This is a genomic window from Micromonospora sp. D75, from assembly GCF_018070405.1.
Lineage (GTDB): Bacteria > Actinomycetota > Actinomycetes > Mycobacteriales > Micromonosporaceae > Micromonospora > Micromonospora chalcea.
Genome location: NZ_JAGPXV010000023.1, coordinates 1 through 21,594 on the forward strand (window position 1 = coordinate 1; position 21,594 = coordinate 21,594).

20 protein-coding genes and 1 pseudogene are annotated in these 21,594 nt (G+C 72.3%); 10 read left to right on the plus strand and 11 right to left on the minus strand.

Annotation, left to right across the window (positions count from 1 at the left end; all coding sequences use genetic code 11):
- The coding region (dnaA, locus tag KBX39_RS02850; protein WP_210869066.1) for a chromosomal replication initiator protein DnaA at positions 1-1,743 on the minus strand (1,743 nt) is incomplete at its 3' end.
- Positions 1,744-2,318: 575 nt separating this feature from the next.
- Here dnaA and rpmH point away from each other — a divergent pair.
- The 6 genes from rpmH to rsmG all read left to right on the plus strand — a co-directional run bounded on the left by rpmH (position 2,319) and on the right by rsmG (position 6,093).
- A complete protein-coding gene (gene rpmH / locus KBX39_RS02855; protein ID WP_018788530.1) occupies positions 2,319-2,456 on the plus strand; it encodes a 50S ribosomal protein L34 in 138 nt (45 codons plus the stop codon).
- A gap of 34 nt (positions 2,457-2,490) precedes the next feature.
- On the plus strand, positions 2,491-2,904 hold the full coding sequence (gene rnpA, locus KBX39_RS02860; RefSeq protein WP_043327680.1) for a ribonuclease P protein component: 414 nt from the start codon (positions 2,491-2,493) through the stop codon (positions 2,902-2,904).
- 41 nt (positions 2,905-2,945) lie between these two features.
- Positions 2,946-3,185: a membrane protein insertion efficiency factor YidD gene (yidD, locus tag KBX39_RS02865; protein ID WP_091567651.1), complete on the plus strand. Its 240-nt coding sequence runs from the start codon at positions 2,946-2,948 to the stop codon at positions 3,183-3,185.
- Positions 3,186-4,187 (plus strand): membrane protein insertase YidC, encoded by a 1,002-nt coding sequence (gene yidC, locus KBX39_RS02870; RefSeq protein WP_043327681.1) that lies wholly within the window; start codon positions 3,186-3,188, stop codon positions 4,185-4,187.
- A gap of 212 nt (positions 4,188-4,399) precedes the next feature.
- Positions 4,400-4,990: a R3H domain-containing nucleic acid-binding protein gene (locus KBX39_RS02875; protein ID WP_030499504.1), complete on the plus strand. Its 591-nt coding sequence runs from the start codon at positions 4,400-4,402 to the stop codon at positions 4,988-4,990.
- Between the two features lie 341 nt (positions 4,991-5,331).
- Positions 5,332-6,093 (plus strand): 16S rRNA (guanine(527)-N(7))-methyltransferase RsmG, encoded by a 762-nt coding sequence (gene rsmG, locus KBX39_RS02880; protein WP_312245752.1) that lies wholly within the window; start codon positions 5,332-5,334, stop codon positions 6,091-6,093.
- Between the two features lie 374 nt (positions 6,094-6,467).
- On the opposite strand, the gene KBX39_RS33980 is transcribed toward rsmG, so the two are convergent.
- Complete coding sequence (locus KBX39_RS33980; RefSeq protein ID WP_064448051.1) at positions 6,468-6,728, minus strand: hypothetical protein; 261 nt, start codon at positions 6,726-6,728, stop codon at positions 6,468-6,470.
- Between KBX39_RS33980 and KBX39_RS33745 the strand changes: the two genes are divergently transcribed.
- The 3 genes from KBX39_RS33745 (at position 6,625) to KBX39_RS33100 (ending at position 11,596) form a co-directional block, all read left to right on the plus strand.
- Complete coding sequence (locus KBX39_RS33745) at positions 6,625-7,680, plus strand: ParA family protein (RefSeq protein ID WP_275937789.1); 1,056 nt, start codon at positions 6,625-6,627, stop codon at positions 7,678-7,680. The genes KBX39_RS33980 and KBX39_RS33745 overlap by 104 nt on opposite strands.
- 27 nt (positions 7,681-7,707) lie before the next feature.
- The gene (locus KBX39_RS02895) at positions 7,708-8,748 is read left to right on the plus strand and encodes a ParB/RepB/Spo0J family partition protein (protein ID WP_043327684.1); all 1,041 of its coding nucleotides are present in this window, start codon (positions 7,708-7,710) and stop codon (positions 8,746-8,748) included.
- A gap of 1,990 nt (positions 8,749-10,738) precedes the next feature.
- Complete coding sequence (locus tag KBX39_RS33100; protein ID WP_043327685.1) at positions 10,739-11,596, plus strand: hypothetical protein; 858 nt, start codon at positions 10,739-10,741, stop codon at positions 11,594-11,596.
- Positions 11,597-11,598: 2 nt separating this feature from the next.
- Here the strand turns inward: KBX39_RS33100 and KBX39_RS02905 are convergent, their stop codons facing one another.
- Together KBX39_RS02905 and KBX39_RS02910 are read right to left on the minus strand one after the other, a co-directional pair.
- The gene (locus KBX39_RS02905) at positions 11,599-12,591 is read right to left on the minus strand and encodes a D-alanine--D-alanine ligase (RefSeq protein WP_043327686.1); all 993 of its coding nucleotides are present in this window, start codon (positions 12,589-12,591) and stop codon (positions 11,599-11,601) included.
- 7 nt (positions 12,592-12,598) lie between these two features.
- A complete protein-coding gene (locus KBX39_RS02910) occupies positions 12,599-13,912 on the minus strand; it encodes a PLP-dependent aminotransferase family protein (protein WP_210869068.1) in 1,314 nt (437 codons plus the stop codon).
- Between the two features lie 282 nt (positions 13,913-14,194).
- On the opposite strand from KBX39_RS02910, the gene KBX39_RS02915 reads away from it, so the two are divergent.
- Positions 14,195-14,860: a hypothetical protein gene (locus KBX39_RS02915; protein WP_043327687.1), complete on the plus strand. Its 666-nt coding sequence runs from the start codon at positions 14,195-14,197 to the stop codon at positions 14,858-14,860.
- A gap of 7 nt (positions 14,861-14,867) precedes the next feature.
- Here the strand turns inward: KBX39_RS02915 and KBX39_RS02920 are convergent, their stop codons facing one another.
- The 7 genes and pseudogenes from KBX39_RS02920 to KBX39_RS02950 form a co-directional block, all read right to left on the minus strand.
- Complete coding sequence (locus tag KBX39_RS02920) at positions 14,868-16,028, minus strand: N-acetylmuramoyl-L-alanine amidase (protein ID WP_043327688.1); 1,161 nt, start codon at positions 16,026-16,028, stop codon at positions 14,868-14,870.
- A 165-nt stretch (positions 16,029-16,193) separates the two neighbouring features.
- Positions 16,194-16,517: a thioredoxin gene (gene trxA / locus KBX39_RS02925; RefSeq protein WP_030499495.1), complete on the minus strand. Its 324-nt coding sequence runs from the start codon at positions 16,515-16,517 to the stop codon at positions 16,194-16,196.
- A gap of 38 nt (positions 16,518-16,555) precedes the next feature.
- On the minus strand, positions 16,556-17,509 hold the full coding sequence (gene trxB / locus KBX39_RS02930; RefSeq protein WP_064448138.1) for a thioredoxin-disulfide reductase: 954 nt from the start codon (positions 17,507-17,509) through the stop codon (positions 16,556-16,558).
- Between the two features lie 176 nt (positions 17,510-17,685).
- Positions 17,686-18,633: a hypothetical protein gene (locus tag KBX39_RS02935; protein WP_187692875.1), complete on the minus strand. Its 948-nt coding sequence runs from the start codon at positions 18,631-18,633 to the stop codon at positions 17,686-17,688.
- Positions 18,630-19,334 (minus strand): RNA polymerase sigma factor SigM, encoded by a 705-nt coding sequence (sigM, locus tag KBX39_RS02940; protein WP_064448055.1) that lies wholly within the window; start codon positions 19,332-19,334, stop codon positions 18,630-18,632. The genes KBX39_RS02935 and sigM overlap by 4 nt, the downstream gene beginning before the upstream one ends.
- Before the next feature lie 43 nt (positions 19,335-19,377).
- Positions 19,378-20,991: a protein kinase family protein gene (locus tag KBX39_RS02945; protein ID WP_210869071.1), complete on the minus strand. Its 1,614-nt coding sequence runs from the start codon at positions 20,989-20,991 to the stop codon at positions 19,378-19,380.
- A gap of 409 nt (positions 20,992-21,400) precedes the next feature.
- Positions 21,401-21,594: pseudogene (locus tag KBX39_RS02950) on the minus strand (lipid II flippase MurJ); the annotation flags it as partial.

A 21,594-nucleotide genomic window follows, 5' to 3' on the forward strand; every position in this document is an offset into this window, starting at 1 on the left:
CGCGTGCATCACTGTGGTGTGGTCCCGGCCGCCGAACGCCTGCCCGATCCGGGGCAGCGACAGGTCGGTCAGCTCGCGGCACAGGTACATGGCCACCTGGCGGGCGTTGACGAGCACCCGGGACCGGGAGTGGCCGCGCAGGTCCTCCAGGCTCACCCCGAAGTAGTCGGCGGTCGACACCATGATCTGGTCCGCGGTGATCTCCGGGCCGGCGCCGTCCGGGATGAAGTCCCGCAGCACCTCCTCGGCCAGCGACAGTTCGACCGAGGAACGGGTGAGGCTGGCGAAGGCGGTGACCCGGATCAGGGCCCCCTCCAGTTCGCGGATCGAGTTCGACACCCGGGAGGCGATGAACTCCAGCACGTCCGGCGGTGCGAACAGCCGCTCCTGGGCGGCCTTCTTCTGCAGGATCGCGATCCGCGTCTCCAGGTCCGGCGGCTGGATGTCGGCGAGCAGGCCCCACTCGAAGCGCGTACGCAGCCGGTCCTCCAGCGTCGCGAGCTGCTTCGGCGAGCGGTCGGACGTGATCACGATCTGCTTGTTGGCGTTGTGCAGCGTGTTGAAGGTGTGGAAGAACTCCTCCTGCGTCCGTTCCCGGTTCTCCAGGAACTGGATGTCGTCGATCAGGAGGATGTCCACGTCCCGGTAGCGGCGCTGGAACGCGCTGGTCTTGTCGTCGCGCAGCGAGTTGATGAAGTCGTTCGTGAATTCCTCGGTCGAGACGTACCGGACCGAGCGGGCGTTGCCGAGCGTCGTCGCGTAGTGCCCGATGGCGTGCAGCAGGTGGGTCTTGCCCAGTCCCGAGCTGCCGTAGATGAACAGCGGGTTGTACGCCTTGGCCGGCGACTCGGCCACCGCCACGCTCGCCGCGTGCGCGAACCGGTTGGACGAGCCGATGACGAACGTCTCGAACATGTACTTCGGGTTGAGCCGGTTGCCGCCGCTCTCCGTACCGCCGGGGAGCCTGCGGTCGGCCTGGCCGCCGCCACCCGGACGGTGGTGGTCGGCGCCACCGCGGCCGGGGCCGTTGTCGGTGGCGCCGTCGCGGGGCAGGCCGCGCATCGGCCCCGGGTCGGCGGCCGGGTTCTCCCGGTAGCGCGGCTCGTAACCCCCGGCGTCGGGAGCGGACGGCTCGATGCGCGTGCGCTCGTCGAAGGCGCGGCGCTCGGGTGCGGCGCGCAGCGGCTCGGCGAACGCGGCGCTGAAGAGCGTGTCCTGCGCGTCCCGGCCGGCGGGGATCAGGTGGGGCCGGCCGCCGTCCGCGGTCCGCTGCCGGGGCGCCGGTTCGTCCACCTGCTGTTCCGGGCGGGACTCGGCGTAACCGGGCTCGGGGCGGGAGTCGGCGTAGCCGGGCTCCGGGCGGGGCGACGGGAAGGTCGGGGCGGCCTGGTCGAAGCCGGGCAGCGGAGCGGCGCCGTCGTGCTCGGGGAGCGGTTCCGGGCTGCTGCGGTAGACGGTGCCGGCCGGGCGGGCGCCCGGGTCCTCGGTGACCCGTACGGTGACGGCCACCTGTATCGGCCGTCCGAGCCGGCGGCTCAGCGCCTCGGTGATGGCCGGGCGGAGCCGTGACTCGATCACGTCGCGGGTGAAGGCGTCCGGCACCGAGAGCAACGCGGTGTCCTCGACGATCGCCCGCAGCCGGGTGAGCCGGAGGTACGCCCGTTGCTGCGCGGAGATGATCTCGTCGGCGAGTTCGTCGGTGGTCGCCGTCCACACCGCGGCCAGGTCGGTCGCTCCGGTCACCGTCGTGCCACCCCCTCGCCTGCTCCTCACGCCCGCCCGGACGGCTGACCGGTCGTCATCCACAAGTTATCCACAGCCTGTGTACCGACCGATTGTGACCGCCCACCGGACGCGGGTCGGACCTGCCCCCCTCGATCCACGGAGGCGCTGAAGCGGGTTCACCGTGCCGAACGATTCAACAGCGTGTCCGGTCTTGCCGATCGGCGACAAACCCCGGACCCCCGACGCCGACCGCAATCGGGCACGCTAACAGCGCGGACCCCACGCCATCAACCGGCGACACCCTGACGACGTTGGCAACATCAGTGAAAACCGCCCCTTCGGTCGTCGTTCCGACGCAGGTCGGACGCCCGAGTGTGACGTTTGACGGTCATTGCGCCCCTGCGTAGGCTGGAGCGGCTGCTCTCTCGCCCTCTGCTAGGGTGATTGATGCTTGCTGTCCGTGGCTGTCACCTCGCATCGCCGGGGAGCGCGTCACGGCAGCGCCGATCGGAGGTCACCGACAAGGTGGCCTGGACCAGCACACGACCCCGGGCGATCCGCCGCGCGGGGCGTACGACAACGGAGAGCCTGACGTGAGCAAGCGCACCTACCAGCCGAACAACCGCCGGCGCGCGAAGACCCACGGCTTCCGGCTGCGCATGCGCACCCGTGCCGGCCGCGCCATCATCGCTACCCGTCGTTCCAAGGGCCGCGCCCGCCTGTCGGCCTGAGGCCGACAGGTCCGGTCCGGGGACGTGGGCAGTCGTGCTGGCCGCCGCGCAACGACTGCGGCGCAGTAGCGACTTCGCCGCAGCGGTTCGCGGTGGCCGACGCGTCGGCCGTGGCGCCGTCGTGGTCCACCTGACCATCCCCGAGCCGATCGGCACCACCGCGACACCTTCGCCGGAGCCGGCGCGGACCAGCGGTGCGGAGACCTCCGCACCGAGCCGCGCCGGCTTCGTCGTGTCCAAGGCCGTCGGCGGCGCGGTGGTCCGGAACAAGGTCCGCCGCCGACTCCGGCACCTGGTTCGCGAGCGGCTGGCCGAGCTGCCCGCCGGCACGACCCTCGTGGTACGCGCGCTGCCGGCAGCCGCCGACGCCACGTACACCCGGCTCGGGGCCGACCTCGACGCCGCTCTCGCCGCCGCGCGCTCCCCCCGGGGACGGCGGTCGCGGTGACCGGCCCGACCGCGACTCCGTCGCCCACAAGCGGTGCCCGCATGCTGCTGGCGCCTATCATCGCGTACCGTCGGTGGATAAGTCCGGCTCTGCCGGCCCGCTGCCGGTTCTACCCGTCGTGCAGTGCCTACGCCGTGGAGGCGGTGTCCCGGCACGGTGCGCTGCGGGGCGCCTGGCTGACGGTCCGTCGGCTGTCGCGCTGCCATCCCTTCCACCCAGGTGGACACGACCCGGTTCCGGAGCCGGGCGACCGCCGCCGTGCCGACGTGACTGGAGCCTGAGTGTTTAGTCTCGACTGGATCTACTACGCGATCTCGTGGATCCTGCTGACCTGGCACTCGGCCTGGGACGCCATCGGAGTTCCGGTCGGGGCCGTGATCGGTACGAACTGGGCCTGGATCCTCGCCATCATCTTCCTGGTGGTGACGGTCCGGGTGATCCTGTTCCCGGTCTTCGTCAAGCAGATCAAGTCGCAGCGTGCCATGCAGGCGCTCCAGCCGAAGGTGAAGGAGCTCCAGGAGAAGCACAAGGGTGACCGGGAGACGCTCCAGAAAGAGATGATGGAGCTCTACCGGAAGGAAAAGGCCAACCCGCTCATGGGCTGCCTTCCGATGTTCCTCCAGATCCCGGTCTTCCTGGGCCTGTTCCACACGCTGCGCCGCCTCAGCCCGGACAACCAGGGCAAGACCCTGTACGGCTGGACTGTCGACCAGTTCAACAGCGCCTCGAACGCGACGCTCTTCACCGCGCCGATCTCCGGCAAGTTCGGCTCCACCGCGGAGGAGCTCAGCCGGCTGGGCGCGAACACCGGCACCGTCAAGGTCGTCGCCGGCATCCTGGTGATCATCATGATCGCCACCACCTACCTGACCAGCCGTCAGATGATTCTCAAGACCGGCTGGGCCGAGGACCCGCAGCAGCGCATGGTGCAGCGCCTGATGCTCTACGGCATCCCGCTGTCGCTGCTGATCTCGGGCGCGATCTTCCCGATCGGTGTGATCATCTACTGGGTCACCAACAACCTCTTCACGCTCGGCCAGCAGCAGTGGGTGCTGCGGAAGTTCCCGCCGCCGCCCACCGCGAAGAGCACCACCGCCGCCAAGAACACCGGCGGCAAGGGCCCGGTGCAGCCGGCCAAGACCGGTGGCCTGTTCGGCCGCAAGGCGGCCCAGCCGGCGGCGAAGGCCCCGGCCGCGGCGCCGAAGGTGGCCGGACCGAAGCCGGGCGCCAAGCCGGTCAACCCGAAGAAGGGCGGCAGCCGGCCCGCCAAGCGACAGGGCTGAGTTCCACCGGGCCACCGCCGCGACACCGGCGGTGGCCCGTTCCGGTCACGTGCTGCCATCCGAGGAGTCGGCGCCGGGCCGGAATCGCCGCGCGACGCGCGGCCGCGGGCGAAACTGGCCCGTACAGACGTGCCCGAGGGCAACCGGCGAACCTCCCGCCGGCCCCGGGAGACCAGCGGACCCCCGAACGGTCCGGCCGAGCGAGTACGGAGATGAGACCCGTGACCGAGACCAGCATCCCCAGCGCCGACCAGTCCCTGGACGAGGAGACCCCCGTTACCGCCGCCACCGAGACCGAGGACGCCTCGGGCGAGGCCCGGGAGAAGAAGGCCCCGGCCGACAGCGACCTGTTCCGGCAGAGTGAGATCGCCGCCGACTACGTCGAGGGTCTGCTGGACATCCTCGACTACGACGGCGACATCGACGAGCTGGTCTCCGGCGGCCGTCCGGTAGTCGAAGTGGTCGGCGGACGGCTGCAGAACCTCGTCGGCCAGCGCGGCGCGACCCTGGAGGCGCTCCAGGAACTGGCCCGGCTGGCCGTGTTCCGCCAGACCGGCACGCCGAGCCGCCTGCTGCTGGACGTCGGCGGTTACCGGGCCGCCCGGCGCAAGGAACTGGCCGCCGTGGCGAAGAACGCGGTCGAGAAGGTCAAGGAGCACGGTGAGCCGGTGCGCCTGGAGCCGATGTCCGCGTTCGAGCGCAAGTGCGTGCACGACGTGGTGAACGCGATGAGCGGCGTGGAGAGCGAGTCCGAGGGCGTCGAGCCCAACCGCCGCATCGTCGTCCGTCCGGTGACGGACTGAGGTCCGTGATCTCCGACGAGACGACGGCAGGCGCCGTGGCCGGCCCGGGTGGTACGCCGCCCGGGCCGTCGGCTGTGCGCCCCGATCCCACAGTCGACCCGGTCTTCTCCGACGACGACGGCCCGGCCGACCCGGCGTACCCGGAAAGGGCCGCGACCGACCCCGGCGAGCCCGCCTTCTCGGCCGAGCCGGCGGTGGTGACCGGGGTCGAGCCCGCCGACCCGGCGGTGGACGTGATGCCCGCGTTCTCCGGTGAGCCGGCGGCGGACGTGGCACCGGTGGCCGCGGCTGCGGCGGCCGACCCGGTGTTCGCGGAGCCGGCGGAGGACACGCCATCCCCTGTGGACGGTGCGGAGTCGACGGCCGCCCCCGACCCGGCGTCCGCGACGCTGCCGCCGGAACTGGCGGAGGCGGCCCGCGCGCTCTTCGGCGATCGGCTCGACCTCGCCGCCGCGTACGCGGAACTGCTTGCCACCGACGGCGTCGTGCGCGGTCTGATCGGCCCCCGAGAGACGCCGCGGCTCTGGGACCGGCACCTGCTCAACTGCGCGGTGGTGGCCGAGCGGATCCCGGAGGGGGCGAGCGTGATCGACGTCGGCTCCGGCGCCGGACTGCCCGGCCTGGTGCTGGCGATCGCGCGTCCCGATCTCACAGTGACGCTCGTGGAGCCGCTCGCGCGGCGTACCTCCTTCCTGATCGAGGCGGTGCAACGCCTCGGCCTGACCCGCGACGTCCGCGTCTTCCGCGGGCGGGCCGAGGAGGCGGCGGCCGGGTCGCGAGACCGGGAGCCGCTCTCCGCCGACATCGTGACCGCCCGCGCGGTGGCGCCGCTGGACCGGCTCGCCGGTTGGTGCCTACCGCTGCTGGTCTCCGGCGGCCGCCTGGTGGCGCTCAAGGGCGCCTCGGCCGCCGAGGAGATCGCCGAGCACACCGAAGCGGTGGTACGCCTCGGCGGCGGCATGCCCGAGCTGCACCGGTGCGGCGACGGGGTGATCGAGCCCCCGGCGACCGTGATCGAGGTGGTCCGTGAGCGCGTGGTGAACCCGCGCCGGGCCAAGAAGCCGAAGCGGTCGCGTGGCGGCCGCCGTCGTGGTGACCGCTGACCGAAACGGCTGTCCGGACGCCCACCCGGTCGTTGGACCGGGTGGGCGTGACGCGATCGATCACAACCCGACATGGACCCACCGCGCCCGTCGGCCGTAGGCTGACCGCGCGTCGATAGTGTGGAACGGCGGTGCCGGGCGGCACCCGAACCCGATGGTTCCCGCCGAGCCGACCACGCCGGGCGAGGGCCCGGTATTCGATTCGACGGGTGCGGACCGACCATCCGGAGCGGGTAGGGATGACAGGTGCATGACGACGGCAGGTACGACGATCCACGGTTGACCGGGCCCGGAGGGAAATCCCCCGGCCCCGTTTCACGTGAAACCAACTACCGGGAGTGGACGGTGAACGAGCCCCGCGATCCGTCCGCCTCTTACCCGCCGGCCGAGCCGCCGCCGCAGCGGCGGGACACGCCGCCCGCCGGTTCCGTACGGCCCGTCTCGTCGGCGCCGGCGAACGTCCCGCCGGCCCGTGACCCGCTCGACCCGGCAGACGGCCCGGCGAACGCGCCGACGCCGCGACCGGCCGCGGTGCGGGCGAACGTCGCGGTGCCCGCTCGCTTCGAACCCCAGCCGCCCGTCTCGGCCGTGCCGCACCAGGCCGCTCCCGAGGTCACCGTGACGCCGTCCGACACGCCACAGGCGAGCGGGTACGGCGATGAGGTAGACGCCAGCACGTACGTTTCACGTGAAACCCCGACGCGCGAAGAGGATGATCCACCGTTGGCTATGGAGGCGATGCGCGCCGTGCAGATCCTGAATCCCAGTGGCGAGGTCACCATGCCCCGCCCGGACCGGACCCGGGTGATGTGCGTCGCCAACCAGAAGGGCGGCGTGGGTAAGACGACCACCACCGTGAACCTGGCCGTGGCGCTCGCGCTGCACGGCAACCGGGTGCTCGTGGTCGACCTTGATCCCCAGGGCAACGCCTCCACCGGTCTGAACGTCCCGCACCACACCGGCGTGCCCGACGTCTACGACTGCCTGATCGACAGCGTGCCGCTCGAAGAGGTGGCCCAGGCCGTCGAGGGCATCCCCAACCTGTGGTGCGTACCGGCCACGATCGACCTGGCGGGCGCCGAGATCGAACTGGTCTCCGTGGTGGCCCGGGAGTCGCGCCTGGCGCGGGCGATCGCCGCGTACCCGGGGCACTTCGACTACGTCTTCATAGACTGCCCCCCGTCGCTCGGCCTGCTGACCGTCAACGCGCTCGTCGCCGCGCAGGAGGTGCTGATCCCGATTCAGTGCGAGTACTACGCGCTGGAAGGGCTCAACCAGCTGATCAACAACATCAACCTGGTGCGCCAGCACCTCAACCCGAAGCTCGAGGTCTCCACCATCCTGCTCACCATGTACGACAGGCGCACCCGGCTCGCGGACGCGGTGGAGCAGGACGTCCGGAACCACTTCGGCGACAAGGTGCTCCAGGCCGTCATCCCGCGCAACGTGCGTGTCTCCGAGGCACCGAGCTACGGCCAGTCGGTGATGACCTACGATCCCGGTTCGCGGGGAGCCACGAGTTACTTCGAGGCCGCCCAGGAGATCGCGGAACGAGGCGTCAAGGAGCCGGTGAGCCGGAATGCGTAGTGCGGAGATGTCGCTGGGAGGCGTCGCATGAAGAACCGTCCCCGCGGCGGACTGGGCCGAGGGCTCGGCGCCCTCATCCCCACCGGACCGGTACCGGGCGCCGAACCGGCGGCCACCGAACCGGAGTCGTCGGCAGTTGCCGCGTCGCCCTCGGCTCCGGTCGCAGGCGCGACCACTGCCATCACCGGCGGTGTCGGAAGCACCCCGTCGCCGGCCGTCGAGCCCGAGTCGCACCTGAGCCCGGTGCCCGGCGCACGCTTCGCCGAGATCCCGGTCGACGCCATCGTGCCGAACCCGAAGCAGCCCCGGCACGTCTTCGACGAGGAGGCGCTGGAGGAGCTGAAGACCTCGATCCAGGAGGTCGGCTTCCTCCAGCCGATCGTGGTCCGCCAGCTCGACACCGAGAAGTACGAACTCGTCATGGGTGAGCGGCGCTGGCGCGCCGCCCAGGCGGTCGGCCGGGAGACCATCCCCGCGATCGTCCGGGACACCAAGGACGACGCGATGCTCCGAGACGCGCTGCTGGAGAACATCCACCGCGCCAACCTGAACCCGCTGGAAGAAGCGGCGGCCTACCAGCAGCTGCTGGAGGAGTTCGGCGCCACGCACGAGGAGCTGGCCCGGCGGATCGGCCGCAGCCGCCCGCAGATCTCCAACACCATCCGGCTGATGAACCTGCCGGCCGCTGTGCAGCGCCGGGTCGCCGCCGGAGTGCTCTCCGCCGGTCACGCCCGGGCACTGCTCAGCCTCGACGACGCCGAGGCGCAGGAGCAGCTCGCCAAGCGGATCGTCGCCGAGGGCATCTCCGTACGCGGTGCCGAGGAACTGGTGCACCTGGCGCTCGCCGAGGAGCCGGCGAAGACGGCTGCCGCGAAGCGCCGGCCGAAGCCGCACGCCCCGGCGCTCACCGATCTCGCGGACCGGCTCTCCGACCGGTTCGACACCCGGGTGAAGGTCGACATCGGCCGGAGCAAGGGCAAGATCACGATCGAGTTCGCCACCGTTGACGACCTGGAGCGGATCGTCGGGATCATCGGCATGGACGGTGAGGAGCAGCCCGAGGCGTAGCCGTCAGAGGTTGTCCGGCCGGCCGCATCGCCCGCGAGGGGTGCGGCCGGTTCTCTTTCTCCAGGACGCCGTTTCGGTTGCGAACCGTCTGCTGCTGCCCGCGCGAGGCGCGTGGCCGGATCGGCGTCCTTCCCGCTGGTTGCACGTGAAACGAGAATGCCGGTGCCCGGTGCCCGGTGCCCGGTGCCCGGTGCCCGGTGCCTGGTGCCTGGTGCCCGGTGCGCGGTGGCGCGGTGGCGCGGTGGCGCGTGGCGAGGGGGCGCGGGTGACGCGGTGGCGTCGTGGCGTCGTGGCGCGGTGGCGCCGTAATGCGGGTGGCGGGGGTAGCGGTGGTAGCGCGGTGGCGATGTGCCGAGGCGACGCGGTCGCGCGGCGGCGGGATAGGCCGGGTGGCTAAGGCGACTGGCGCAACTTGGGCGGCTGGTTCGCTTCTGCTTCCGGGCTGGGGCGCCGAACTCGCAGACTCGCCTCAGAAGGAGGGCAAGGACGGGGTGCAGCCCGGTCGGTAGGCGGCGGCGTTTCACGTGAAACGGGTAGGCCCGCGTAAGGCCGCTGAAGCACTCCCGCCGCCCCGCCGATGCGGCGCGCGACGCTACTGGTCGAAGCTGTACATCGAACTGCCCACGAAGCGGCGGCCGCTGCCGAAGGTGAACCTCCGCTCGGGCGTGGGCAAAGGGCAACCACGTGGGTTGCAGACCTGGGCTCGTCGCCTTTGGCTACCGTGGCCCGCCCTTCGGGCGGCCCAGTCCCATCCCGGCCGCTACTGGCCACCCGGCCAAACGATGACGCGCGTCCATCGCGTCGATGCTGACATCGCGTCGCTGATGCGGCCGTCTCGCCGATGCCCCGCGCCGGTGGCCGTCGGTGCAGCCGCCGCCGCTTCGCACTCACCGCCCCGACACCCACCGCCCCGCACGCTGCCATCCCGCTAGAGCGGCAGCTGGACCGAGTGGAACACCATGGGCATCAAAACGCCTCGGAGACACCCATGGTGTTCCACCGCACCCGGGGCGGCTGGCGTTGGCGAGCCCGGACCGAAGTGGTTCCGTCTGGGGGCGCGCGTTTCCCAAGATGTCCCCGTCGCCCCAGCCGATGACCACCCTGTCAGCAACGCCTCCAGACCACCCGCACAGGAGCCGGATGAGTTGTCGCTAGCCGCTGATTTCTCGCAGGTTCGAAGCGGGCGCGAGAATGCTCGCCGGAGCGACCGAGCGACCGAGCGACCGAGCGACCGAGCGGCCGGAGCGACCACAGCGGGCCGGAGCGACCAGAGCGGGCCGGAGCGGGCCGGAGCGGGCCGGAGCGACCGGAGCGACCGGAGCGACCGGAGCGGGCCGTCCGGCCGGGGCGGCCAAAGCGGCGGGGCGGCCGGGAACGGCAGGAGCCCCGGTGACCCGGCTGGCCCCGGTGGCTCGGGGTGAGCCGCGGTGCGCCGCTGAGCCGAGGTGGCTCGGATGCCGCTTCGTGGGCCGGCCTGGCGGACGCCGCCGTCCCGGCTGCTTGGCACTCGGCGGGGTGTCCGGCCGGGCTGGGCCCTCATGTCGCAGACCGGTTGGTCGACTCGGCGGGCGGACCGGGTCGAGAGTCACCGTGGATCAGCCGGCCATCGAGAACCCCGGCCCAGCGAACCCCTGCGCCGGGCTGACGTGGGACCCAGCCTCCGGCGTACCGAGGACCGGCGTGGAACCACGGACGATCCGACCGCCGTCGTTTCACGTGAAACCGACCGCAAGAAGCCCTTCCCGAACCCGGTACGGATCGCGCGCCCGATCGTTGGAAGAACGGATCGCACGCCCTCCAGTTATCCACAGCAGTTGTCCACAGGCTCGTCTCGTTTCACGTGAAACGAAGCGCGGAAACCCTTGCTGAGCAGTGGATGACGCACCGTACTGGTGATCTCGGCACCCTGTGGACAACGTGGTGGACAACCTGTGCGCGGCCAGTGGAACGGGTAGGGACAGGCGTCGCCAACTCGGTTAGGGTCAGCGTCGTGCCGGACACCCCTCCCTCAGTTCCAGACTTCACCCAGTGGCCGTCCTTTCCCTTCGAGGGCGATCTCCGCGTCAAGCAGCTCGACGAGCCCGTACCGTTCGAACCTCCCCGCCGTGGCGAGGCGGACCGGGAGTGCACCGCCTGCAATGCGCCCGACGAGGCGTACATCTGGGTCGGTGAGCGGTGGCGGGTCCGTGCCATGGACCGGCCCACCGGTCTGCCGATGGTCCTGATCCTGGAGTCCCGGTCCCACCTGGATCTGGGCGACCTGCCGAATCTGCTCGCCGCCGAGCTGGGCGTGATGACCGTGCGCCTGGAGCGGGCCGTCCGGTCGCTCGACGGCGTGGCCCGGGTCCACGTGAATCGTTGGGGCGACGGTTCCGCGCACCTGCACCTGTGGTTCCTGGCCCGGCCGTACGGGCGGCTGCAACTGCGCGGCACGTTCCTGTCGCTGTGGGACTCGATCCTGCCCCCCATCTCCGAGGACAAGTGGCGGGAGAATCTGGCCCTGGTGGCCGCGTGGCTCGCCGAGTTCGGTGGCCGGCCGCTCGCCGAGCCGCCGCGCATCCAGTGGCAGGCCCCGTCGAGCTTTGCCCCGGCCTCGGCTGCGGACGCCGCTGAGGAGCCCGAGGACGAGCCCGCATCAGTGATCGAGGCTGCGGACGAGATCCCGGAGTCCGAGGCGGCAGGGGGCGTCTCAGACCCCTCCGCGGGCCCGTCGGTCGACGACCCGGAGCCGGAGGACGGATCCGAGGCGGCCGAGGAGCAGGAGACCGGGGACGCCCCGACTGCGGGCGAGGCCGAGGACGTGGTCGAGGACGACCAGCCGCGGGCGGGGCGTACCCGGGAGGGCTGACCTCAGCGGCGGGCGGCGGCCCGGGTCACGAGCGTGCCGAGCACCCGGCCGAAGTCCAGCCCGGCCGCCTGGATCGCCAGCGGCAGCAGCGACGTCTCGGTCATGCCCGGGGAGACGTTCACCTCCAGCACGTGCGGGTCACCGCCGGCGTCGACGATCAGGTCGACCCGGGACACGTCGCGCAGGCCGAGCGCGGTGTGCGCGGCGAGCGCCACCTCGGTCACCCGGGCTGTCGTCGCGGCGTCGAGCCGGGCGGGCGCGTGCCAGGTGGTACGGCCGGCGGTGTAGCGGGCCGCGTAGTCGTAGACGCCGTTGCGCGGCACGATCTCGACCGGGGGCAGGGCCTGCGGGCCCTTGCCGAGGTCGAGCACGGAGACCGCCACGTCCATTCCGGGCACGTAGCGCTCCACGAGTGCGGTCTGGTCGTACGCGAAACAACCCACCATGGCGGCCGGCAGCGACGCCGCCTCCCGGACCACGGCGGCGCCCAGTCCGGAGCCGCCCTGCGCCGGTTTGACCATCAGCGGCAGCCCGAGCCGGTCGACGATCCGGTCCAGGACGGCGACCGCGCCCAGCTCGGAGAAACGGTCGTGCGGCAACGCCACCCAGTCGGGCGTCGGGATGCCCGCCTCGCGCAGCACCGCCTTCGCCGACGGCTTGTCCCAGGCGAGCCGGGACGACCGGGCGTCGCAGCCGACGTAGGGCACGTCCCAGAGGTCGAGCACGCCGCGCAGCGAACCGTCCTCGCCGGTGGCGCCGTGCAGGGCGATCACCACCGCGTCCGGCGGGTCGGCGGTCAGCGCGGGCAGCAACGCCACGTCGGCGTCGCGCAGTTCCGCCTGCACGCCGACCGCGCGCAGCGCGTCGAGCACCCGGCGGCCCGACCGCAGCGAGACGTCCCGCTCGTAGGAGAGGCCACCGGCGAGTACGAGCACGTGCAGCTCGTCGACGGCGGATCCGGTCACGGGAGGCGGTGCGGCAGGGCTGTCGGACATGCGGGCATCATGCCAAGTCGGGACCGGGCGCGTCCGAGCCGCCCTGGCGTCGGCGGGGTCCGGCACCGCCGACCGCGCCGAAGACCTTCCGCATCGAGATCTCCTGCTCCATCACCCCGGCCAGCCGGCGGACACCCTCGCGGATCCGCTCCGGCGTCGGGAAGGAGAAGTTCAGCCGCATGTTCCCGGCGCCGGTGCCGTCGGCGTAGAAGCCGGTTCCCGGCACGTACGCGACGCGGGCGGCCACTGCCCGCGGCATCATCGCCTTGGAGTCGAGCCCGTCGGGCAGCGTCGCCCAGACGAACAGGCCGCCCTGCGGCCTGGTCCAGGTGGTGCCCTCCGGCATCAGGTCGGCCATCGCGTCGAGCAGCGCGTCCCGGCGCTCGCGGTAGATCTCGCGGTAGACCTTGAGCTGCTGCCGCCAGGGCATGGTGCCGAGGTACGTGGAGACGGCCGACTGGGCGTAGGCGCTCGGGCAGAGGATCTGCGCCTCACTGGCGATGACCAGCTTGTCGCGGACCGCGTGCGGGGCCAGGATCCAGCCCACCCGCAGGCCCGGCGCGAACGTCTTGGAGAACGTGCTCAGGTAGAAGACCCCCTCGCGCCGCCGGGCCCGCAGCGGCCGGGGCGCCTCGCCCTCGAAGCCGAGCTGACCGTACGGGTCGTCCTCCACCACGAGCAGCCCGGCGCGCTCACAGATGTCGAGCACCCGTTCGCGCCGCTCCTCGCTCAGCGTCACGCCGGCGGGGTTCTGGTAGGTGGGGATGGTGTAGAGGAACTTCACCCGGCGGCCGGCCCGGGCCAGGTCGGCGATGGCCACCTCCAGCGCCTCCGGGATGAGCCCTTCGTCGTCCATCGGCACGTGGGCCACCTGGGCCTGGGCGGCCTGGAACACCCCGAGCGCGCCGACGTACGTCGGCCCCTCGGCGAGCACCACGTCACCCGGGTCCAGGAAGAGCCGGGCCACCAGGTCGAGGGCCTGCTGGCCGCCGACGGTGACGACCACGTCCTCCGGGGAGGCGCCGCACGAGGCGTCGATCCCGGAGAGGGACATCACCTCGCAGATCCGCTCACGCAGCTCCGGGGCGCCCTGGCCGACGCCGTACTGGAGGGTGGTGGCGCCGTGCTCGGAGCCGAGCCGGCCGAGCATCTCGCCGACCGCGTCGAGCGGCAGCGCCGCGATGTAGGGTGCCCCACCGGCGAGCGAGACGACCTCCGGCCGGTTGGCCACCGCGAAGAGCGCCCGGATCTCCGAGGCGGTCATCCCGCGGACGCGCCGGGCGTACCTGTCGGTGTAGTCGTCGAGCGTCGTGCCGGTCATGACATCACCTCGATCGGGTGTCGGCGGGGCTGCCGCCCGGTGTGGTACCCGCGATGCCGACATCCATTGGCGGCGAGGGCCGGTTGGTCGATCGTAGTCCCCGGTGACGGTAGCGGCACCGGCCGTGTGGACACGTCCACATCCCGGACCCGCCACTCGGCCGTCCGGGCGGGGGTTCACGCGTTCCCTCCCGTACCGCCGGACAGGGGCGTACGATCGCTCGTCGGGAGCAGGAGGGCGCGGGAGGAACCGGCGCTCCGAGCCTATTGGTGGGGTGCGCTCATGTCGCGACGTCTGGTCAGCCTGACCCTGGACACGCTGGAGGACCTGCCTCGATCGTGCCGGCGCTGCGTCTACTGGGAGCTGGATCCGGTCTCCGCGGAGCGGGCCTGCGCAGCAGGTGACCCGGGCCTGGAGAAGGAGGCGTGGGTCTCCCAGACGCTGCTGGAGTGGGGTTCCTGCGGCAAGCTCGTCTACGTCGACGGGATGCCGGCCGGCTTCGTCATGTACGCGCCGCCGGCGTACGTCCCGCGCTCGATGGCGTTTCCCACCTCGCCGGTCTCGGCGGACGCGGCGCTGCTGATGACGGCGCACGTGGTGCCCGCCTTCGCCGACGGCGGCCTGGGCCGGATGCTGGTCCAGGGCGTGGCCCGCGACCTGACCAAGCGCGGCATCAAGGCGATCGAGGCGTTCGGGGACGCCAAGTTCGGCGACGACGCGGACGACCCGGCCCGCGCCTGCGTGGCACCCGCCGACTTCTTCCTCTCGGTGGGCTTCAAGACGGTCCGGCCGCACCCGCGCTACCCGCGCCTGCGGTTGGAGTTGCGGACGGCGCTGAGCTGGAAGTCGGACGTCGAGTACGCGCTGGAGAAGCTGCTCGGCTCGATGAGCCCGGAGACGCTGCTGCGGCCGGTCCGCCCGGCGCCGGCCACCCGCTCGACCAGCTGAGCGGGGATCAGTCGACGACGGTGCCGGCGGCGAGTGCCGCCCGCAGTTCGGTCACGTCGATCGAGCCGGTCGGCACGTCGCGCTCGATCGGCAGGTACATCCGCTGCACCGCGGCGACGATGGCCTCGGCCACCCGGTCCCGGAACCGGGGGTCGACCAGCCGGGCCCGGTCGTCCGGCGAGGTCAGGTAGCCGACCTCGACGCGTACCGCGGGCATCCGGGTGAGCCGGAGCAGCTCCCACGCCTTGGCGTGGGTACGGCAGTCACGCAGCCCGGTGCGGGCCACGATCTCCCGCTGCACCAGCCCGGCCAGACGTTCGCCGGTCGCCGACGTGACGCCGTTGTCGGTGCCGTAGTGGTAGGTGGCGACCCCCTCGGCGGCCGGGTTGGCGTGGTGGTCGGTGTGCAGCGAGATGAACACGTCGGCGCCGAGGGAGTTGGCGAGCTGGGCCCGGTCCGCGTCGGGCAGGCAACTCGCGGGCGCGGGGCCCCGGGTCAGCTGCACCCGTACGCCGGCCGCGGCGAGCCGCCCCTCCAGCCGGCTGGCGAGGTCGTGCACGAGGTCCGCCTCGGTCCAGTGCAGCGGGCCGTCGGGCACCACCACGCCCGGATCGGTGCCTCCGTGCCCCGGGTCGATCACCACGGTCCGCCCGACCAGTTCCGGCCCGGCCTGCCGGATGGCGTCGGACTCGCGCAGCCACTGCGGGCGTCCGCCGACCACCTTGCGGCCGAGGCGGCGCAGCGCGTTGACGGTGTGCGGCCCGCACGAGCCGTCCGGTTTCAGCCCCATCTCCCGCTGGAACTGGGCCACCGCGCGGGAGGTGCGGATGCCGTAGATGGCGTCGGCGCGCCCCACGTCGTACCCCATCTCCAGGAGGCGTTCCTGGAGCGAGCGGACGTCCTCGCCGGTGATCGGCTCGGGCACGGCGTGGAAGAGCGCGCGGGCGCCGAACCGCCAGCGGGCCGCGTCCAGCGCCCGCCAGGTCTCGGCGCCGACGCGCCCGTCGACGCTGAGGCCGCGGGACTGCTGGAACGCCCGGACCGCGCGTTCGGTCTCGGCGTCGTAGTCGTCGCCTCCGCCCTCGGCGGGAAGAAGCTCCAGGCCGACGAGGACGGTACGGATCTCGGCCACCGCCGGTCCCTGGTCACCGGGTCGGATCGGATGCACGACGACCCCCTATGCACGGACGTTGGCAGGACCGGAACTCCGACGAGATGCTTACGGAGCGTACCGTGACCGGTACCCGGCGGGTTCGTGTTCATGCAGGTCAGGAAAGCCGGAACCCCCGTCACCCGGGCGGGGTGACGGGGGTTCCGGCGCTGCCGGTACGGCTCAGAGCGCCGACTCGATGAGCTTGAGCAACTCGCCCTTCGGCTTGGCGCCGGCGATCGACTGCACGGGCTGGCCGTTCTTGAAGATCGTCAGCGTCGGCACCGACATGACCCGGTAGGCGCGCGCCGTCTCCGGGTTCTCGTCGATGTTGAGCTTGACGATGGTGACCTGGTCCTTCATCTCGCCGGCGATCTCCTCCAGCAGCGGCGAGACCTTGCGGCACGGGCCGCACCACTCCGCCCAGAAGTCCACCAGGACCGGCTTGTCGGACTGCAGCACGTCGCTGACGAAACTCGCGTCAGTGACCGCCTTGGTTGCTCCCACTATGAACTCTCCTCCTCCGAACCTTGCTCGTCGAACTCTCAGCCCTGGATGGTGGCGATGAAGCGCTCGGCGTCCAGCGCGGCGGCACAGCCGGTGCCGGCCGCCGTGATGGCCTGCCGGTAGGTGTGGTCGACCACGTCACCGGCCGCGAACACGCCCGGCACGCTGGTACGGGTGCTCGGCGCTTCGACCTTCACGTACCCCTCGTCGTCGAGCTCCACCTGGCCGCGGAACAGCTCACTGCGCGGGTCGTGCCCGATCGCCACGAACACGCCCGTGACGTCGAGCACCTTGCTCTCGCCGGTGTGCACGTTGCGCACCCGTACGCCGTTGACCTTGCCGTCGTCGCCGAGGATCTCCTCGACCACGGTGTTCCACTCGACCTTGATCTTCTCGTTGCTCAGCGCCCGGTCCGCCATGATCTTGCTGGCGCGGAACGAGTCGCGGCGGTGGAGGATCGTCACCGACTCGGCGAACCGGGTGAGGAAGCTGGCCTCCTCCATCGCCGAGTCGCCGCCGCCGACCACCACGATGTGCTGGTTGCGGAAGAAGAAGCCGTCACAGGTGGCGCAGGACGACACCCCGTGGCCGAGGTATTCCTGCTCGCCCGGCACGCCGAGCGGCCGCCAGGCGGAGCCGGTGGAGAGGATGACGGCGCGGGCGCGGTACGCGGTCTCGCCCACCCACACGGTGCTGACCGCGTCGGAGCCGATCTCGCCGGTGTCCTTCAGCTCGACCCGGGTCACGTCGTCGGTGAGGAACTCGGCGCCGAAACGCTCGGCCTGCTTGCGCATGTTGTCCATCAGCTCGGGCCCGAGGATGCCGTCGGCGAAGCCGGGGAAGTTCTCCACCTCGGTGGTGGTCATCAGCGCGCCACCCGACTGCACGCCCTCGATCACCAGCGGCTTCAGGTTGGCGCGTGCGGCGTAGACCGCAGCCGTGTAGCCGGCCGGACCGGAGCCGATGATGATCAGGTTGCGGACCTCGTCCACTGCCGTCTCCCGATGTGTGTGTTCGTCACCGGCCGCACCGATGTCGATCCCGAGTGCCGACGGCTCAGCGGCGCCGGCGCCTGACTTGCAGAACGTCATCGTACGAAGCGGGGATTCCCGAGCCGGTCATCCGGTGGGTCAGGTCACGTGGCGGGACACGCGTGATGACCGCGTTTTCACCCTACCCGCGTACGGAAGCGCGTGTCCGCGCCGGACCCGGGCACGCCGCACTCCGGCCCGCTCGCCCAGCCCCAGCGGGCGCCGGTCGCGTCGGCGAACGTCACCACGAGCGCCGGAGCGCCCTGGTACCGGGCGTAGTCGATCATGTCGATGGTGAGCGGGGTGGCGCCGTGCTCCGCGCCGATCGCGGTGAGGCACGCGCCGAGCGTGTCCGGCCGGGTCAGCCGGTCCAGCCCGGCGAACCCCCCGGCGCGGTACTTGTCGCTGTACAGCGGCGTCTCCGGGCCGTTCTCCCGCGCCGCGCCGGACGGAGCGGCCATGTCCTGCGGCGTCGACTTCGCCCCGGTGGGCACGCGGGCGGCGGCGAGGCGTTCCGGGGTCCAGTCGGTGCCGCTGCGCAGCGCCGGTCCGGTGGTCCGGTACGGCGCGGCGGCCATCGGCGCCGCCTCCCCGGCCGCCCGGTCGGCCGTACCGCCGTCGCCCGGGTCGGCCAGCCGGCCGACGCCGAGCCCCACCGCCGCGACCGAGGCCGCGGCCAGGGCCACCGGCCCGGCGATCCGGGCCCAGCGCCGGGGACGACGACCGGGGCCGCTGTGCCGTTCGGGACGCGACGCGGCGCCGGGCGGGCGGGCCGCGCCGCCGGCCTGAGCCGGTACGACGGGCGTACCGTCGCGCAGCGCGCCCGGTCCGGCCCCGGCGAGTGCCGCCGTGATCCGGTCGGTCACCGCCACGGGCATCTCCGGCGTGGGCGCCGCCGCCCAGCCGGCCAGGTCGGCGTGCACCAGGTCGACCGCCTCGGCGAGCGTCTCGTACGCGACCCGCCATGCCGGGTCCTGCTCGACCAGCCGGGCCACTGTCGCCTGCTCGGGGGTGCCGTCCAGCGCCCCGCCGAGGTAGTCGGCGAGCAGGTCGTGATCGACCTCGCTGAACTCCCGGGAAGTCACGGCTCCTCCTGGCTGACGGCCTGACGGGACGCTCCCGACGAGGATCCGACGCCCTCGGGGCCCCGCCGGTTCCCGGAGGTGACCCGCGGCACGTCGGCCGCAGGGGAGTCGGAACCGGTCCGCAGGTGCCCGAGCAGGACGGCGAGCCTCGCCCGGCCCCGGGCGCACCGGCTCTTCACGGTCCCCTCGGCGACGCCGAGCATCAGGGCCACCTCGGCGACCGGATAGCCCTGCACGTCCACCAGGACCAGCGCGGCCCGCTGTTCGGCCGGTAGCGCCGCGAGAGCCTGCCGGACCACGAGCGCGGTGTCGTGGTCGTGTGCCGGTGCGGCCGGTTCCCGCCCGCCGGTGTGCCGGCCCGGTTCGCCGTCGGTGTGCGTCCCGTCCGGCAGCGGGACGGTGGCGTGGGTCTGCCGCCGCCGGATCCGGTCCAGGCAGGCGTTCACCACGATCCGGTGCATCCAGGTGGTGACCGCCGAGTCGCCCCGGAACCGGGCGGCGGCGCGGTGGGCGGAGAGCATGGCGTCCTGGAGGGCGTCGGCCGCCTCCTCGCGGTCGCCGATCGTACGCAGGGCGACCGCCCAGAGCCGGTCGCGGTGCCGCTGGAACAGTTCGGTGAAGGCGTCCCGGTCGCCCGCCACGTGGGCCCGGAGCAGGTCCAGGTCGGAGCGGCCGGGCTGCGGGTCGTCGCGTTCCGCCATCACCACGTCCGGCGGAGGTGGCGCGGCGGGCGCGGCCGACGGGTCACGAGCCCTGGACCGTGATCTCCTGGACGCCGAGCTTCCAGGTGCTGCCGTTGTCCTTCACCGGCAGCTTGGTGATCCAGAAGAGGAGGTACTGGTACTTCTGGTCCGGCTGGAAGGCGTCGAAGATCATCTTCGTGCCGCCGTTCTCGTTCGCCGGCCCGACCACCGTGGAGTAGGCGTTCACCAGCTGCTTGTCGCCGGCGGAGGTGGACGGGAAGTCGCCGCGGGCACCGGTACGCAGCTCGACGGTGGCGCCGGTGGCCGACAGCGTCGCCTCCAGCTGCTTGACCGAGTGCGGGGCACCCAGGTCGATCCAGACGCCCATGCCCTTCTTGAGGCCGCCGAACTTGGCGTTCGTCCGGTAGGTGTTGGTCTCCCAGCCCTCGTCGTCGTCGCCGTCGATGACCTTCTCGGCGTTGCGCACCTCCGCGCGATCGCCGTCCGGGTCGATGATCCGTACGTCCTGGATGGTGAGCTTGCGGACCTGCGCTGCGGGCTCGTCGCCACCACCGGCGCTGGCCGGCGCGCTGTTCGACGGCTGGGCGACCGGCTCCTTGTCGCCGTCGTCGCCACCGCCGAGCGCGTTGATGCCGATGAGCAGCCCGACCAGGGCGACAGCCAGCATGCCGGCGATGCCGATGGCGACCTTGCGCCCGCCGGCCGCGGCCAGCGGCGAGGGCTCCTCGCCGGGCTCGGCGGTGAAACGCAGCGGCCCGGCCTGCTCCAGGAACTGCTCGTCGGCCGGGATGTCGAGCCGGCTCAGCTCGGCGGCCAGCACGTCCGACGCCGGCGGGTCGATCTCCCGGTCGAGCAGGTCCATGGTCAGGTCGTCGAGGTACGCCGGCACGCCGGCACGCACCTGCCGGGGCGCGGCGATGGCGCCGGCGGCGTCGCGGACCGCGTCCGGCAGGGCGGCGCGGCCGTGCCCGGCGGTGGCGCCGTGCAGCGGGGCCTCGCCGTGCGGCCAGTGCCCGGTCAGGGCGAAGTAGAGCACCCCACCGACCGCGCGCAGGTCGTTCTGCTGGCTGTCCGCCCCGTCGGTACGCGCGTCGGCGAGCACCACCCGGCCGTCGTCGCTGATCATCACCGTGCCGGGGTGCAGGTTGCCGTGCACCATGCCGGTGGCGTGTACGGCGGCGAGGGCGCTCGCGACGGCGTTGCCGATCGCCGTGGCCCGAGCCGGGTCGAGCGGCCCGTCGGCGGCGACCATCTCGCGCAGCGACTGCCCGTCCACCCACTCGCGGACCACGTAGGCGCGGTCGTCCTCGTCGATCGCGTCGTAGACGCCGACCAGGTTGGGGTGGATGACGCGGCTCGCGGCGACCGCGGCCTGAAGCATCTCGGTGGCGGAGTCGCCACCCGGGTAGCGGAGGACCACCGCGACGGGACGGCGGAGCACCACGTCGACACCGCGCCAGACCAGCCGGCCCGCGCTGTCGTTGTTGATGTGGTCGACCAGTTCGTACCGCTCGGCGAGCAGCTCACCGACCGTGGGAGCACCGAAGGTCACGACCGCAGGAGAGGTCTCCTCCGCTTCCTGACCCTCGCCGACCTGGGTCACCCGTCCTCCCTCGGTGATCGCGTCGATCGATGGACCCGTGCTGCTGGGCATGTGGCTTCCCGCTCTGCCTTCGGTGGAACGGCCGCGGTCTCGACGCCGCGTCGATCCCGGTCGTACCCGTCGAGAGCGACCTTACCCGGGATGCCCGGTTCTCCGACATGTCATCTTCCCGCTGTGACCGGCCGGAAGGCCAGTCGCCACGGGCTCCCGGCCGGGTCGCCCGCCCACCCGGCGGGCGAGCCGGACACGCACCGCCAATCTAGAGGTTGACGGCAACGAGGTGGCACAGGGGCGTACCGGTGCGGCGACGGGGAGGTTTTCCCCTTCCCGGCCTGCGCTCCCTCGTCCGTACGGTTGGTTGTCCACAGGCCGAGAGGCCCAGTGGACGGGGGAATTCCAAGTTATCCACAGCCGTATCCCCAGCCTGGTGATCCTCGTTCACCGTCGGTCACCGAGGGGGTCAACGCCCGAGGCGCCGCCGGACCATCCCGACCACCTCGGTGATCTCGCCGATCCGCAGCACCATGGCGAGCCCGAGGTAGGTGGCGCCGATCGCCGCCCCGCCGATCACCAACTGGACCGCCGCGGCGAGCCAGCTCAGGCTCGCCGGGTCGCCCGGCAGCACCGCGACCACGAGCAGGCCGACGACCGCCG

Coding starts and splice junctions, on each gene's coding strand:
- KBX39_RS02910 (WP_210869068.1), bottom strand. CDS start 13,912: ATGACCGGCACGACGCTCGACGACTACACCGACAGGTACGCCCGGCGC.
- KBX39_RS02915 (WP_043327687.1), top strand. CDS start 14,195: ATGTCGCGACGTCTGGTCAGCCTGACCCTGGACACGCTGGAGGACCTG.
- KBX39_RS02895 (WP_043327684.1), top strand. CDS start 7,708: ATGAAGAACCGTCCCCGCGGCGGACTGGGCCGAGGGCTCGGCGCCCTC.
- sigM (WP_064448055.1), bottom strand. CDS start 19,334: ATGGCGGAACGCGACGACCCGCAGCCCGGCCGCTCCGACCTGGACCTG.
- KBX39_RS02945 (WP_210869071.1), bottom strand. CDS start 20,991: ATGCCCAGCAGCACGGGTCCATCGATCGACGCGATCACCGAGGGAGGA.
- yidD (WP_091567651.1), top strand. CDS start 2,946: ATGCTGCTGGCGCCTATCATCGCGTACCGTCGGTGGATAAGTCCGGCT.
- KBX39_RS02905 (WP_043327686.1), bottom strand. CDS start 12,591: ATGTCCGACAGCCCTGCCGCACCGCCTCCCGTGACCGGATCCGCCGTC.
- KBX39_RS02875 (WP_030499504.1), top strand. CDS start 4,400: ATGAGACCCGTGACCGAGACCAGCATCCCCAGCGCCGACCAGTCCCTG.